Source organism: Crateriforma spongiae (genome assembly GCF_012290005.1).
GTDB lineage: Bacteria > Planctomycetota > Planctomycetia > Pirellulales > Pirellulaceae > Crateriforma > Crateriforma spongiae.
The window spans coordinates 587251-602696 of the sequence record NZ_JAAXMS010000005.1 but is presented as its reverse complement, the minus strand read 5'-3'; the positions used below and the strand labels follow the sequence as shown (position 1 = coordinate 602696).

11 protein-coding genes are annotated in these 15446 nt (G+C 56.8%); 4 read left to right on the top strand and 7 right to left on the bottom strand.

Annotation, left to right across the window (positions count from 1 at the left end; all coding sequences use genetic code 11):
• Nucleotides 1–150: 150 nt before the first annotated feature.
• A complete protein-coding gene (locus tag HFP54_RS16160; protein ID WP_168565903.1) occupies nt 151–927 on the bottom strand; it encodes a class I SAM-dependent methyltransferase in 777 nt (258 codons plus the stop codon).
• Nucleotides 928–1581: 654 nt separating this feature from the next.
• On the opposite strand from HFP54_RS16160, the gene cimA reads away from it, so the two are divergent.
• From cimA to HFP54_RS16140, 4 genes are all read left to right on the top strand, one after another.
• Entirely contained in the window at nt 1582–3237 is a 1656-nt protein-coding gene (cimA, locus tag HFP54_RS16155) for a citramalate synthase (protein WP_168565902.1), read from the top strand.
• A gap of 134 nt (nt 3238–3371) precedes the next feature.
• Nucleotides 3372–6461 (top strand): valine--tRNA ligase, encoded by a 3090-nt coding sequence (locus HFP54_RS16150; RefSeq protein WP_168565901.1) that lies wholly within the window; start codon nt 3372–3374, stop codon nt 6459–6461.
• A gap of 326 nt (nt 6462–6787) precedes the next feature.
• Nucleotides 6788–9604: a PQQ-like beta-propeller repeat protein gene (locus HFP54_RS16145; protein ID WP_168565900.1), complete on the top strand. Its 2817-nt coding sequence runs from the start codon at nt 6788–6790 to the stop codon at nt 9602–9604.
• A gap of 215 nt (nt 9605–9819) precedes the next feature.
• Entirely contained in the window at nt 9820–10671 is an 852-nt protein-coding gene (locus HFP54_RS16140) for a hypothetical protein (protein WP_146413364.1), read from the top strand.
• Nucleotides 10672–10950: 279 nt separating this feature from the next.
• On the opposite strand, the gene HFP54_RS16135 is transcribed toward HFP54_RS16140, so the two are convergent.
• From HFP54_RS16135 to HFP54_RS16110, 6 genes are all read right to left on the bottom strand, one after another.
• Nucleotides 10951–11727 carry a C-GCAxxG-C-C family protein gene (locus HFP54_RS16135; protein ID WP_168565899.1) on the bottom strand — a complete coding sequence of 259 codons (777 nt, stop codon included), beginning with the start codon at nt 11725–11727 and terminating at the stop codon, nt 10951–10953.
• Between the two features lie 11 nt (nt 11728–11738).
• A complete protein-coding gene (locus tag HFP54_RS16130; RefSeq protein ID WP_168565898.1) occupies nt 11739–12503 on the bottom strand; it encodes an aromatic aminobenezylarsenical efflux permease ArsG family transporter in 765 nt (254 codons plus the stop codon).
• A gap of 5 nt (nt 12504–12508) precedes the next feature.
• A complete protein-coding gene (locus HFP54_RS16125; RefSeq protein WP_168565897.1) occupies nt 12509–12931 on the bottom strand; it encodes a nitrophenyl compound nitroreductase subunit ArsF family protein in 423 nt (140 codons plus the stop codon).
• Between the two features lie 70 nt (nt 12932–13001).
• Nucleotides 13002–13628, bottom strand: a complete 627-nt coding sequence (locus HFP54_RS16120; protein ID WP_168565896.1) for a nitrophenyl compound nitroreductase subunit ArsF family protein — start codon at nt 13626–13628, stop codon at nt 13002–13004.
• Nucleotides 13629–13668: 40 nt separating this feature from the next.
• A complete protein-coding gene (locus HFP54_RS16115) occupies nt 13669–13902 on the bottom strand; it encodes a thioredoxin family protein (protein WP_168565895.1) in 234 nt (77 codons plus the stop codon).
• Between the two features lie 50 nt (nt 13903–13952).
• Nucleotides 13953–15281: a permease gene (locus HFP54_RS16110; RefSeq protein ID WP_168565894.1), complete on the bottom strand. Its 1329-nt coding sequence runs from the start codon at nt 15279–15281 to the stop codon at nt 13953–13955.
• Nucleotides 15282–15446 lie beyond the last annotated feature (165 nt).

The window sequence follows — 15446 nt, the reverse complement described above, 5'->3', positions numbered from 1 at the left end:
TCGCACAATGGGTCGATTCCCGTGGCTTCGGCTGATTTCCGCGATCGAACTGATGACGAAGTCGCCGACTCTTGGCTGCCATGGGCGGGATTTCGATCGATCGCAAGCCGTCCCGATCTAGCATCGTTTCCAAAACTTTGCCCGCGGCGTTCACCCACCATCGCCGGGGCGACGGAAACGCAGGAAGTAGTTCTCCTCGAACTCAGGAATCTCGACCTCTTCGACGAATTCGAACCCCGCGTCTTCGATCTCGCTACGGAAGACCTCTTTGCCAGCACGGACGTGATCCAACAGCCACGGACGTGATTCGCCGGGGATCCGATTGAAATCGATGATCACAAATTGCCCGCCGGGGCGAACGGCGCGGAAAATCGAATACAGCGACTGGCTGGGAAATTCGAAATGGTGATAAACGTCGCAAACGAACAGCACGTCGACGCTGTTGGGCGGAAGCCGCACGTCGTCTTGGCCGGACAGCACCGCCGTCGCGTTGCTCAGCGATTTCAATTCGATCAGCCTTTCGACCCGTTCCAAAAATTTCGGTGCGATGTCCGTGGCAAACACCCAACCGTCCTTGCCGACGGCTTCGCTGAACGGTTCGACGAACAATCCCGTCCCGGTGCCCACGTCGGCGATCCGATCCCCGGGTTTCAGCCCGATCGCATCGACGATGCTTTGTCGTGCGCGAAAGATCTCACGCGATTCCGCTTCGAAGCGATCGACGAAGGACTGGACATCCAAGTCTTTGCTCAAAAACGACTTGTTAATGCCAGGCTTGACACTTTTTGTGGGTGCGTCGGCGGTGGCCACCGGTTCCGAGGAATCGGTGGTGACGTCGGATTGGGCAACGGCGGGGACGGCAAAAACGGCGACCAGTGCCGCACCGACGAAGCCGCGGTGGCAATAATTTCGGCCAAAGGTGAACATGAGATACCCGGGGATGGTCATTGGGTGGGTGAAGCAAACGACGATGGCATGACAATGACGTTACCCCGACGTCGATCCGCCGTGGTGCGACCGTCGGTCGCGATGCCAGCGTCGGAAACGCCCAGTTTATCACCTGCGATTGCCCGCACGTGACGCGATCGACCGGTCAAACGGCCACGATCGACGGAGTGTCGTGGGATTCACGACGCGGGTGTCCGGACGATCATTGACACCCACGCGGCAATGCTTATCTTTTCCGCATCGAACGAAAGTCCTTTGATTACCAGCGAGTTTTCACGCGTGTTTCGCAGCGTCCTGATTATTCGCCGCGTCACCGGCCTGATTTGCCGGCAGTGACGCGGGGTTCAACGACACCGACCCGAACGGCCGATGTGGCCGCAACGGTTGGAATTTCGTTCATACGAATTCAGCTGATTGACCCCCACGGCCCTAGGTTGCTTTGGGGGTTTTTTCGTAGGCTTACCCCCCAGCGGCGATCACCCGCGGGCTGGTCAGGCACAGGCTGGGACACGACGTCGCGGCTCGACCGAAACGATCCGTTCACCGCAAAAAACCTACGCACCACCATTTCCGCAACTTCGGCCGGCCGACCGGCTGGGACCGAAATCCACGAAACACCGCACAGGCTTTCTGATGAACGCGACGACCGGCCAGCCGATCTTGATGTACGACACCACGCTGCGTGACGGCAGCCAGGGGGAAGGCGTCAGTTTTTCGCTGCAAGACAAGATCAATGTGACGCGTCGCCTGGCCGAAATGGGCATCGATTTTGTCGAAGGCGGTTATCCGCTGTCCAACGAAAAGGACGTCGCGTTCTTTCAACAGATCCGGGACATCGATTTGGGCGGCACCAAGGTCTGTGCGTTCGGGATGACCCGACGTCGGGGAATGAAGGCGGCCGACGACCCCGGAATGAAGGCACTGGTCGCGGCCCAGACACCCTGCATCACGCTGGTCGGCAAGACTTGGGACTATCACGCGACGGAGGTATTGCGTGTCAGCCTGGAGGAAAACTTGGCGATGATCGGCGAGAGCGCCGAATTTCTGGGTCGCCACAGCGATGTGATCTACGACGCCGAACACTTCTTTGACGGCTACAACGCCAACCCGGACTACGCGATCGAAACGCTGCGGGCCGCCGCCGCATCCGGTGCCAAGTGGATGGTGTTGTGCGACACCAACGGGGGCACCCTGCCCGAACAAATCGCGGCGGTCACCAAAACAGCGATCGAAAAACTGGCGGATTTCGACGTGCGGTTTGGAATCCACTGTCACAACGACGGCGACTTGGCGACCGCCAATTCGCTGGCGGCGGTCGATGCGGGGGCCCTGCAGGTCCAAGGAACCATCAACGGAATCGGCGAACGCTGTGGCAACGCCGACCTGGTCGCCGTGGTGTCAAACCTGGCCCTGAAGAAGTCGGGATACGAAGTCCTGGGCGGCCGGTCGCTGAAGCATCTGACCGAACTGAGTCGTTATGTCTATGAAACCGCCAACCTGCAGTGGCGAAATGGCCAGCCGTTTGTCGGGCAAAGTGCGTTCGCTCACAAAGGCGGCATGCATGTTCATGCGATCAACAAAGCGGCGTTGACCTACGAACACATCGACCCGGCATTGGTCGGCAACGAACGTCGAATCCTGATCAGCGAATTGTCGGGCCGCAGCAACATCGCCGCGGTCGCGGAGCAACACAACATCGCCGATGACCGTGAAGCGATGGACAAGATCCTTGCGGAAGTGGTCCGCTTGGAAAACGAAGGCTTCCAGTTTGAAAACGCCGGCGCTTCATTCGATCTGCTGGTTAAACGTGTCACCGGTTCCTTCACGCCCCACTTTGACACGATCAAGTACCGCGTCGTCGCCGGTGACCGTGACAGCCGCAGCCACACCGTGTTCGCCGAAGCGATCATCAAGCTGATGGTCGGCGACGTGTTGTGGTTCGACGCGGCCGAAGGCCACGGTCCGGTCAACGCGTTGGATGCCGCACTGCGAAAGGCTCTGCAAGGCACGTATCCTTGTCTGACGGAAATGCACCTGATCGATTACAAAGTCCGCGTGGTCGATTCCGGCGCCGGCACCGCCGCGTCGATCCGTGTGAACATCGAAAGCAGCGACGGTAACGAGTCTTGGGGCACGATCGGCGTCAGCGAAAACATCATCGAAGCCAGCTACAACGCCCTGGTCGACGCCGTCGAATACAAGCTGCACAAAGAAAATGTGCCGCAACCGGTCGCCGATGCCGATTCCAACGATCAAGCCGACCTGGCCGAAAGTGCTTCGGCAAACTGATCCGTTTCTCCGATTCTTTCGACTGCCTCAATTGCGGCTCGGCTCCGAAGCGTTTGCCCGGGCGATCCCCGCACCGAACCTGAATTGTCCTACCGACACCCCGGTCACCCTGTCCACCTTTCACCGACATCACGATGACAATCCCCACACGATTCGATCATGCCAACGCGGCCGATCAGATTTCACAAGCCTGGGAATCGGCAAAGTGTGGCCACGCCACGGTCAATCCGGACAAACCGCCGTTTACGATCGTCATTCCGCCGCCCAATGTGACCGGCGCGTTGCACCTGGGGCACGGGCTGAACAACACGCTGCAAGACATCGTGATTCGTGCCAAGCGAATGCAGGGCTTTGAAACCTTGTGGATGCCCGGCACCGACCATGCCGGGATCGCCACACAAGCGGTCGTCGAACGGCGATTGAAAGAACAGGAAAACAAAACCAGGCATGACCTGGGCCGCGAAGCGTTGGTCGACCGAATTTGGCAATGGAAAGACCAGTACGAAAATCGGATTTTGTCGCAACTGAAACGGATGGGCTGCAGTTGCGATTGGCAGCGGACCCGATTCACGCTGGACGACACGTGCGCCGCGGCCGTGCGGGCGACGTTCTTTGATCTGTTTTCACAACAGAAGATTTATCGCGGAAAGCGACTGGTCAATTGGGACACGTTCCTGCAAACCGCCGTCAGCGATGACGAGGTGTTCAACGAAACTCGCAAAGGCCATTTCTGGCACTTCAGTTATCCCGTCATCGATCCCAAGCCCGGTGAACCGGACCAAGTGACGATCGCGACCACACGCCCGGAAACCATGCTGGGCGATACCGCGGTGGCCGTGCACCCGGATCCGGCCGCCGCGTTGGACAAAGTGGAGGCCGAGCTGCAGGAAAAACGAAAGGCTGCACCGGAGAAGGAGTGGCCACAGATCGACGCCCAACTGGAACAATTGCAAGAACGTCGCAAGACGATGCTGCCGCAATTGATCAAGCTGCGCGACATGGCGGTAGCCGGACGGATGCTAAAATTGCCGTTGATGGATCGCGAAATCCCGTTGGTCGCCGATCCATGGGCCAAACCGGAACTCGGATCCGGATGCGTGAAGATCACGCCGGCACACGACCCGAACGATTACGAAGTCGGGATCCGGCAAGACTTGCCGATGATCAACATCCTGAATCCCGACGGCACGATGAACAGCCTGACGGGCAAGTACGAGGGTCTGACGATCCCGAAGGCCCGCAAGGCGGTGGTCGAAGACTTGGATGCGCTGGGTTTGTTGGGCGACATCGAAGACCGCGATATTGAGTTGCCCCACAGTGATCGCAGCAAGACGCCGATCGAACCCTATTTGGCCGATCAATGGTTTGTCGCCATGGATCAGTTGGCCCAGTCGGCGATGGACGCGGTGACCGACCAGCGTGTCAAGATTCTGCCGTCACGATACAGCAAGGGCTACCTTGATTGGCTCAGCGAGAAACGTGACTGGCCCGTCAGCCGCCAGCTTTGGTGGGGACACCGTATTCCCGTCTGGTCAATCGTCGGTTTGGATCAAGCCGACGCGAAGAAGATCCACGAAAAGCTGGAAGCCATGGCGGCCGAAGATGCCGGCCGTCTTAGCGTGCGTGTCGACCAGGCCGACGATGCGACCTTTGGCGTGTTCGCCTGTTTGCGTAACGAAGACGACCCATGGGAATCGACACTGGAATCGATGGGGCTTTCACGCGATCCGGACGTGCTGGACACATGGTTCAGCAGCGCGTTGTGGCCGCACAGCACATTGGGATGGCCGGAAAAGACGCCGGAACTGGACTACTTTTATCCCACCAGCACTCTGATCACATCACGTGACATCATCACTCTTTGGGTGGCCCGCATGGTGCTGATGGGTCTGAACAACGTCGGCGAAGTCCCGTTCAAGGAAGTCTACATTCACCCCAAAATCTTGGACGGGCAGGGCGAAACGATGTCCAAGTCCAAGGGCAACGGCGTGGACCCGATCGATGTGATCGACAAGTTTGGTCCCGACGCCCTGCGATACGGACTGGCACGTCTGGCCACCGAGACGCAAGACGTTCGTATGCCGGTGCAGTACGAATGCCCGCATTGTGAAAAGCTGATCGACCAGACCAAGAAGAATCGGTCGCTGCCTGTGGTGGCATGCCCGGCCTGTGACAAATCGTTTTCGACCCAATGGGCGGAAACCGACGAAGACAAGGCGCACCCACGCGGGGCGGTGGTCAGCGAGCGTTTTGAAACGGCGCGGAACTTCGTCAACAAGCTCTGGAATGCGGCCCGTTTCGTGTTGATGAACATGGACGGATACCAGCCCAACTATGTTCGCATCGCGACCTTGCCGCTGGAGGACAAATGGTTGCTCAGCCGGCTGGCCACGGTGACCCGGCAAGTCAGCGACGGCATTGAAAACTATCAGTTCGCTGAGACGTCTCGGATCCTGTACGACTTTGCCTGGGACGAATTCTGCAGCTTCTACGTTGAAATCGCCAAGCCGCGTTTGTCCGACCCCGACCAGCGTGACACGGTCCAGGCGATGATGGCACACGGCCTGGACACGCTGCTGCGTCTGCTGCACCCGACGATGCCGTTTGTCACCGAATCGATTTGGAGCTTCTTGAATGTGGCCGCCGGTCATCGCGGCGTCCCTCATCCCGCCGACCCGGGCAAGTTTCTGATGCAAGCGGCGTGGCCCGACGCCGACGAAAGTCACTATGACGAAGCGATCGAACGTCAGTTCAACGAGTTTCAGCAAGTGGTCGGTGCGGTCCGCCAGATCCGTGCCAGCCAGAACATCGCGCCTCGCGAAACGGTTCCGGTGTCCATCCGTTGCACCGAGTCGTCGCAAGAGTTGTTGCAACCGATGGCCGACTACTTTGGTCAGCTTTGTGGCGCCGATGTCACCGCGTTGGGTCCGGATGCCAAGCCCTTTGATGTCGACGCGCCGCTGAATCTGCCGTCGATCGACATCGACGTTCACGTGGACTTGGACAAGTTCATCGACGTCGACAAGGAATTGTCACGTTTGGAAAAACTGCTCGGCCAGATCGTCAAACAGATATCGGGCAAAGAAAGCAAACTGTCCAACGAGAATTTCGTCTCACGAGCTCCCGAGCAAGTCGTGGCCAAAGAACGAGAATCACTTGACGACTTGCGCAAGCAACTAGCCGTTGTCGAAGGCGACATCCAGCGTCTGAAATCACGCGGCTAAACATCGTCGCCTTTCGCTCCCGCGCGAGTGACGCAACTGCCAACAGCAACCACGCCACGAAAGCGGCCCCATCGTCGCCTTTCGCTCCCGCGAAAGTAGCGAAACAGCCAACAGAAACCACGCCACGAAAGCGGCTCCATCGTCGCCTTTCGCTCCCGCGAAAGTAGCGAAACAGCCAACACGATCCGCTCCGCCAATTGAGCGTCACCAACCCTCCTGCGGCAAAAGAGCACCGAAATAACTGGCAGATTGCCCGGCTGATCACAACCGCGGCGGGAATATAACGGTGTCCAAACATCGCCCGTTTTCCCGCCCGCCATGGTCCCATGCCCCAGCCCCTCCACACATCTCTCATTCGCTTGCTTTTCCTGCCGGCGTGTCTGATCGCAATCATCGGCAGTCAAGACCTGTCCGCCGGCGATGCGATCACCAGCGTCGACACCGGCCGAACGATCACCAAGGTCCGATCCGCTCACCATCGCGACGGCCCACGAATCATCGCCAGCACGTACGAAGGCGATGTGATTGCCGTCGATCATCAGGGCGACGTGATCTGGACCTGTCCATTGTCCGGTGTGATGAACCACGATCTGTGGGTTGCGGACCTGGACGGTGACGGCAACGACGAGGCCTTGGCCGCCAACGCCGATGGACACGTCTACTGCATCAGTGACGACGGGCAGCTTCGCTGGCGATTCAAAGCCAACGACGCGCCGATGTATTCAGTCTGTGTGATTCGACACCAGGGAAAGCCGGTCGTTGTCTGCGGCGGATTTGACAATCAAGTCCGTTATCTTTCGTCTACCGGCGAACTGCTGGACACCCTGCATTCGTCGACCTATTCGATCGCCAAACCTTGGGGAAAAGACCCAAGCAAGCCGCGTCCGCCGGCCAAGCTGCACGTCGCCAATTTCTTGCGACCGGTCATCAATCCCGATGACCCGGCCAATGATCGATTGTTGATCCATGGAACAATGAACGGCATGCAGGATCGCGGTGCGTTCTATTTGTTCAAGCCGTTTGCGTCACAGCCCAAATGGTTGATCCGTTCGCCGTCGCCCACGGTGGTCGGTCATGTCCAAGTCATTCCCGCCGACGATAAAACGCCACCGCGGATCTTGGTCGGGACGTCGGGACACAGCAGCAACATGGCCGTGTCCATTTTGACCACCGAAACCGATCACCAACAAACGTGGCAGATTCCTCGCCGGCATCCAAAGATTGATTCTTTCGGCTATCGCGTGGTCCAGCCGATGGTGATCGACGCCGACGCTAGCGACCTCGTGATTTTGGTGGGAAACACATTGGTGCGGATCTCCGCTGACTTGGATGAAACCCAATCACGTCTGTACCAAGCCGATTACAGCTTTCACGACGCGTGGATGGATCATTCCAACGGCCAACTGATTCTGGCCAGCGCGCAGAGCGGCGGAAGCTGTATCCATTTGATCGATGTCAGCCAACCCGGTTGGGAACAAGTTTTCCAGCAGATCGCACCACCGGGAAAGATCCAAGCCATCTTGGATGGATCAAAGGCTATCTGTGAACAACTGACCCATTTCCGTCGGCCCGCTTGGGAACGCGAACCGTTGCCGGTGTATTTGATGACCGAATCACGCACCGGTGTCGAATCCACCATCGATCAATTACAGGCTTCTTACCCCAGCCCCGTCTTTCTGAACGGCCACCATACCGGACAGGCTGAAACGTTTGACCGTTCCAGCATCCCCAGCGAAAAGTATCGCAATCGACGCGATCGCCGACGCAAGTACTCGTTGTCGCAACAGCAAGCGTTGGATGAATTCATTCCGCTGTATGACAATCATCCGGGCATCGCATTCTGGGGCGGACACGGGAACGATCCGTTTATGTTTCAACCGGACACGATGATGAAGGTCATCGATGCGGCGGGTGGCAAAAAGACCGTGCTGATCTATCCCGAATTGGAGGATCACAGCGATGAATTCGCCGCGGTGACCGAACATTTGATCTATCCGCTGGCGGCACACGCACAACCCCGCAACGCCAATCTGTTTCTTCGCTGCAAGCACAATTTTTGGAACGGCAGCATTTATCAGCCGGCATGGGATCGGCTTCGAAGCGGTGAATTTGCCGACGTCTTTGTGCCTGCGATGGAAGAAACCAGCGACAAGTCGATGGAGATCAGCCTGGCATCACGACTGGGCATGTGGACCAGCGGGGCGGTCAATCAATGGGGTGCACGAAGCGTTCCCGACAACACCAGTTTTGATCGATCACGCCAGCATTCGCACCAACGGCTGCCCAACCATTTTCTGCGAAACATGGTTTACAACATCAGCCTGGGTGCAACCTATATCAATAACTTTGCCGTCGATCAGGAATACATGAGCCTGTTGTGGGAAATGATCGCCAAAGGTGCCTTGTATGTTCCCAAGCGGGACGAAATCGTCAGTTTCAACCCGGTGCACCTGAGCATGGTGTCGCCCGACCACGAATTTTTAAACGAAGGCAACAACGTCAAGTGGTGCACATTTTATGACGCCGACATCGAAGCCACCCGCAAGATGGTCTTCAGTCGACTGAACGGCACTTGGCCCGGCGCCCCCAATACGCCATGGGATTTTTCAACCTATGCCGCCGGTGTTAAAGACCGCCGGTTGAACTTTTTGCCGCCTTATCCCAACGGCCTGGTATTGATCACACCGCCGCAAGATGCGTCAGACGCACCGCTACCGCGCGGAAAGCTGATCGAACACCTGCATCCAATTTATCGTGATGCCATGCAAGAAATCCGGACCAATGGTAAATCGTATCTTGATCGCAATGGTCGGCCGACATTGGCGGCGGATCAACACGCCGATGTCGTCGCGGACAAGATTCGAACCGCAGCCGATCAGCTTCCGTTGACGGTCGACGGGCCGGTCGCTTGGGTCGCGGCCGAATCGTCGCCCACTCATCTACGGTTGACCATCGTCGATGGCGGTTACTTGAACCCCGATGACCAAGTCGCTACGGTCCGTTTCCATCGCGCCGATCCGGTGCGTGTCACCGATTTGCTGACCGGGCAAGTGATCGACGGGACGGATGATCCCACGTTGTCCGTGAAGGTTCCTTGTGGTTTGTTCCGGCTGCTGGACGTGCAGTTAAAGAACCCGCTGTAAATCGGAACCAGCCGGCGTGATCCCTTCAATCCCGTTCTGCGGCATGCACAGCCGTGCCGGCGGCGTCCCCCTTCATTTCGGCTATCAACCGGGCGTTCCCCCACCGGCCGACTCGACTATCATCTTGGTTGGTCGACGGCGCCCACGTGGCGTTCGTTCTTTTCCGCCTCGTCGCGGATGATGATTCTGCCACTGATCTGGATTGATTCGCTGAAATGCCCATTCGCTTGAAATGTTCGTGCGGCAAGGTGCTGTCGGTGAAAGACGAAATGGCGGGCAAAGCGGTCAAATGCCCGGCATGTAGCAAGCCGATTCGCGTCCCCAAGCCGAAAGCGGCCGCGGCGCCGGCGGCACCCGAGGCACAATCGGAGTTGGACGATCTGTTCAGCGAAGAAGGCTTCGATCGTGTGGTCGCAGCCGCATGTCCCGCCTGCGGCGTGGAGATGAAGGCCGGTGCGGTGCTTTGCACCAAGTGTGGTTTTAACAAACAGACCGGCGAGTACATCGAAGGACACAAGGTTGCCGGTGTCGACGTCGACCTGGGAACGCTGCAGCTGCAGATGGCCGAAGAATCGATGGGCCGCGACAGGCAGACGCAGGACGAAATGCTGAAGCGATCGGGGATGCCCTGGTGGATGCTATTGGTCGTGCTGTTTGTCGTCGGCAGTGGTGCGACGCTGGCCGTGCTGACCGTCAACGCTGCCAACCGCGAAGACGATTCGCTGAACTTCAGTCCGATGAAGACGTTCTTGGCACTGGTCGCCGCACTGTTTTTCATCCTAGGCGGAATGGCGTATTTGTCGATTGTCATCAACGCATTCAAGAAATCCGCCAAGGATGGGCTGCTAACCCTGTTCATTCCCGTCTTGTACATGTTCGTATTCGCCATCCAGACCCGAGGCGAGAATCTGAAACGCTTCTTCCTGGCGTTGATCGCATTCGGACTGGGCGGATATTTGGCGTATCGTGCCGACCGCTACGTGCCCAGCAAGAAGAAGGCGAATGATTCCGGCAACACCGTCGTGACCCAGCGGATCGAAGATCCTTGGATGCCACGGATCTTATAGCATCCGTCTTTTGACGCTTGACCAATTGTTTGACCGGCGTCCAAACCACAAGGCATCGGCCCCTCACGATCCGCCGCTGTTTCTTGACGTTCGCTTCCAGCGAAGACGTTGTCGCTACACATTGGCGTCGAAATGATTATCGGCCGACGACCAATCGTCGGTGTGGTCATCGGCATGCGACGCGCTGGTCCAACCATTGAGGCTTATCAAGCGGCGATTCAATCCTTCCACGATGGACGCTGCGCACAACACGTGGCGACCGCGGGTGGCGGTGAAGCCTTACGGATGACCGTCGCTCAGATCGTGGCACGCGGCACAGTCCATTTTCACTCGTGCGTTGCTCATGTCATCCGGCCCATGACATTCCATACAGGAGGATCCATTGGTCTGACGCACGGCCAGAATCTCCGATCGCTGAGATTCATGGTTCAACATTTGGGCCACCCTCATGGCACCATCCGCCGCCAATCGTCGACATCGTTCCTTTCGGTCCAGACTGTCGATCGGACAGCCACTTTCACGACACCAACGAGACGTCGAAATGTGGCACAGCACGGATCCGGAAACACAAGCCACCGCCTGGTCCGCCCATTGCGGTTCGTTGGGCTCGAACATCGGCAAAACGCTGGATTCATACCAACCCGCCAGATCGGAAATCATTGCGGCACGTTCCTCCTTTGGTCTTTCGCTATGGAAAAGGCCGATCAACGCACACGCGCCGTTGACGACGCCACAGAGTGATCCGTACCCGCCAACACCGCCTTCGCCAAACCGCATCATTGCAATTGGAAAACCGTCATACGGGGATCCAAATCGATCAGCCAACGTGCCGACCACGCTGCCAACCACCGCATACATGCAACCGCCCTCCGGATAGATTCGATAGGCTCGGTCGCCGACCTCCCGAGCGTCCAACGGCGAATACGCCCACCCCGAAGTCGACGCGATGGCAGCGGGCAACGATTCCAATTGCATCGGGTCCCCAGCCACACCCATGGCGGTTCCTGTTAACAATCCCAACGACGACAATACGGTGCGTCGCGATACATTGGACATGATGATGATCCTTAAACCGAGACAGTTGAAACCTCAAAGACGTATGCGAGCGAAAAATAGACGCCCAGCAAAATGAACAGCCATCCGGTGCCCTTACGGGCCCACCATTCCATCTGCGTCAGCACTTGAAACGTCTTTCCGACCGTCTTCGCACTGAACGCCAACAAAAAGGCCAACACCAGAACGGGAAACGCGGTTCCGATTCCATAAACCAGTGGCAAGAGCAATGCACCACCCGGCAAGCTTTCCTGAGGCAACTCAATTCCCACGTTCGACGTGACACTGGATATCGCTCCAGAATCCGCACCGAACGTCAGTGCTAACAACCCAAAAAACCAAGCGGCGGACGTTGGGCAAAAGGAAATCGCGAACAAAATCCCGAGCGGAAAAGCCGCCCAGATCCCCATGGCATCCACTCGCTTTTGCAGTTTGTCGCTCATCATGCCGCCTCCGAATGAGACGACCACGACACCGGAAAGCAACATGCCTAAAACAAGGAACACGGGTCCCAACGCAAAATGCATGTACTTCTGCAACCATAAGGAAACCGTTGGCATCGAAAGGCTGCCCAGCGCCAACACACCGGCCAAAACGATGTACAACAGGCACCGCCCAAGTGTGTACAACAAGCCGGCATGAATCACGTGGCGTGAATCATCAACCTTGCTTCCGATATAAGAAATCGCTGCGATGTTCGTTGCCAGCGGACAGGGACTGATCGAGGTCAGAAACCCCAAATACAACGCGGCAACGGTGTAGGTCAGAAAGACAATCATCTTGGTCAATCCATGTAGTCTTTGACATTGGATTGAACGTACGCTGTGAACTTGTTTTTGACGCGCACAAGACTCCAGATCTTGTTCAAGTCTTTGTATTGCCTGACCTTGTCCGACCTGATCTGTGCCACGATCAACGCCGGTCCCTTGACGTTGTACGCTTGGGCAAGTCCAGCGTTTTCCTTCTTTTCATAGTCAATCATCCGAAACTCCACCGTTCCATCCGCCATCTGCTTGGCGAAACCTTTGGTAACCGCTTGTTCCGAATAACCGCCCATCATTTTGCAAGTCGGACAACGTTGGGTGCGGTGGAAGTACATCGCGATCACTCGATCCGATTGCAATTTCACCGGTGTCTGGGACATCGCGTTATGCGTGCCCCACGAAGAGATGACCAGCAGGCCAACGACTAAACCGTTTCGACTCATTTCGTAACACTCCGTGATCGATGATCGCATCGCCGTTTCCCACTGGGCGATATCGCGATGCGATCGGGTTTCAAGATTCTGTTTTCTTGGTTTCCATATCGGGCAATGGAATCTCCACCGCCTGTTCGAGAACTGGCGTTTCCATCGGATTGGATAGCATTCTTTCGACTTGATTGACGATCAATTGCTCGAATCCGTCGGTGTCACCGACCCGCCCCCAGACTTCATCCAAGCGTTTCCAGTCGACGATTTCACCGTTCTGATACTTTGCCAAAACGACAACCGGCATCATGATTTCGAATCGATCAGCCCACTCGGCATTATCGGGATCTTCATAGTTCAGCGTTTTCCAAACAACGTCGCCGTCGTCCAACTGCGTCGCAAAGCTGTGCTTCAACACCTTTCGTGTTTGTTCTTCGATTGCACGACACGTCACGCAGCGTGTGTTGCTGAAGAAGTAGTGCACCACCAAAGCGTCGGTGGTCACCAAGGCGTTTGAACTTTGAGTTGCCGCCACCGGCAATCGGGCTCCATCGGCATCGGCCAATTGAAGTGTTTCCAACTGATCGGCGATCCGCGTCAATTGCTGTTCGATTCGTCCGGCGGCCTGGTTGTCCAGCGATCGAGCGATCAGCATGACCAGAGTCGCCGCGAAAAAGGAAATCACACACACGCCAAGTGCATTTTTCAGATCCATCGGTCTACCGTTTCGTCAAATGGCATCTTTTATCCAACGATCAAGCCAATAGCTTTGCGATCTCGTCGGGTGAAGGAACTTTGCCGACGACTTTCACTTCGCCGTTGATCGCCAGTGCAGGTGTCATCATCACACCGAAGCTGGTGATCTTTGTAATGTCGGTAACCTTTTCGACTTTGGCGTCTGCATTCGATTGCACGACCGCCTGTTCAACGTTCTTTTTCAAGCAATCGCACTTCGAACACCCCGTACCCAAGATTTGAATCAACTTCATTTCCGATCTCTCCAAATGTGAATGAAACGACAAAACAAACAGGTGTTGGCTTACACAAAGAACCACCCGAAAATCATTCCGACGATCGTGCTCATCAGAACGGTCAATACGACAAACGCGATGGTCTTCTTTCCGCCGATGACGCTGTAGATCACTGCAATACTGGGCAGCGACAACGCCGGTCCGGCCAACAATAGTGACAACGCCGGGCCGCGCCCCATGCCTAAACCCAATAGAGCCTCCAGGATCGGGACTTCGGTCAGAGTGGCGAAATACCACATGCCGCCGATCATCGATGCGACCAAGTTGGCGCGAAAACTGTCGCCACCGACCCAACTGGCAACGATGTGTTCAGGAATCAGGGCTCCAATGAATCCTGTTGCCAAAACGCCGCCGAAAAGCAGCGGGATGATGGACTTTGAAAAGCTCCATGTCTCATTCATCCACGCGGCAATCTCATCGGCATCGAACCACGCCCCAACCATGACCAAGGTTGCAACGAACAGCGTCGCGGCGAAGTACCAGCGGTGGTGATAGACCCATGCAACCCATTGGTAGCTGGCTGGGGTCAGATCGGTTTCTGATTCGATCTGGTCAATGTTCAAAACCAGCTTCGTACCTTTGGGATGATCGCCAAGCGGTTGTTCCAGCTGGACACGATAAGTTTCGCTGGTCCGAATCAGCACCGACACGGTCATCTGTCGGCCATCGGTTGTATTGATCACTGTTTGACTGGGGTTGGCCCAATCGCTGAATACCAAGAACAGAATCATGCTGGCGAAGAACAGGACCGTTTGCCAGCCTTTGCGTTTGGCCGGCGGCGGATCAGGAAGCTGCATCGCCGCGGCGCTACGCTTCTGTTCATCGGTGCGAAAGATCACCGCCATGATCAGGCCGATCACGATTGCGAACACAATCGACCCCACGACGCGGGCAAGGCCCAGATCCAACCCCAGCACACGTGCGGTCAGAAAGATCGCCATCACGTTGATTGCCGGTCCGGCGTACAAGAATGCGGATGCAGGGCCCAAGCCCGCGCCGACGCGATAGATTCCCGCAAACATCGGCAGCACGCTGCATGAACACACGGCAAGCACGGTGCCGGAGGTGGAAGCCACGCCGTACGCCTCTACTTTATTTGCCTTCGGCCCCAGATGCCGCAGCACGGCTTCCTTGCGAAAGAATGTGGCGATTGCACCGGCGATGAACATGGCAGGCACGACGCAGGCCAACGTGTGATAGCGGACGTACCACTGCAACATATAGAACGCTTCGTGCATCGCGTTCTGCACTTCCGGGCTGGTGAAGTTCACGAAATAGGCGAACAGGAACACACCCACCAACGCCGCTAAGATTCCCAGTTGTTTTCGGTCCATCATTCCAATCCTACGGCAACCCGCACACAATTTGCCATTTGGCGTTTTATGCAAATACAGGAGACAAAGAAACGGGCGACACGCCGGACGCCCCATTTTTCAATTCGAATTCAATCGCTGCTTTGTTAGCTTGATGAACCAACGCGAAGCCGATGGCGACGGTCAAAA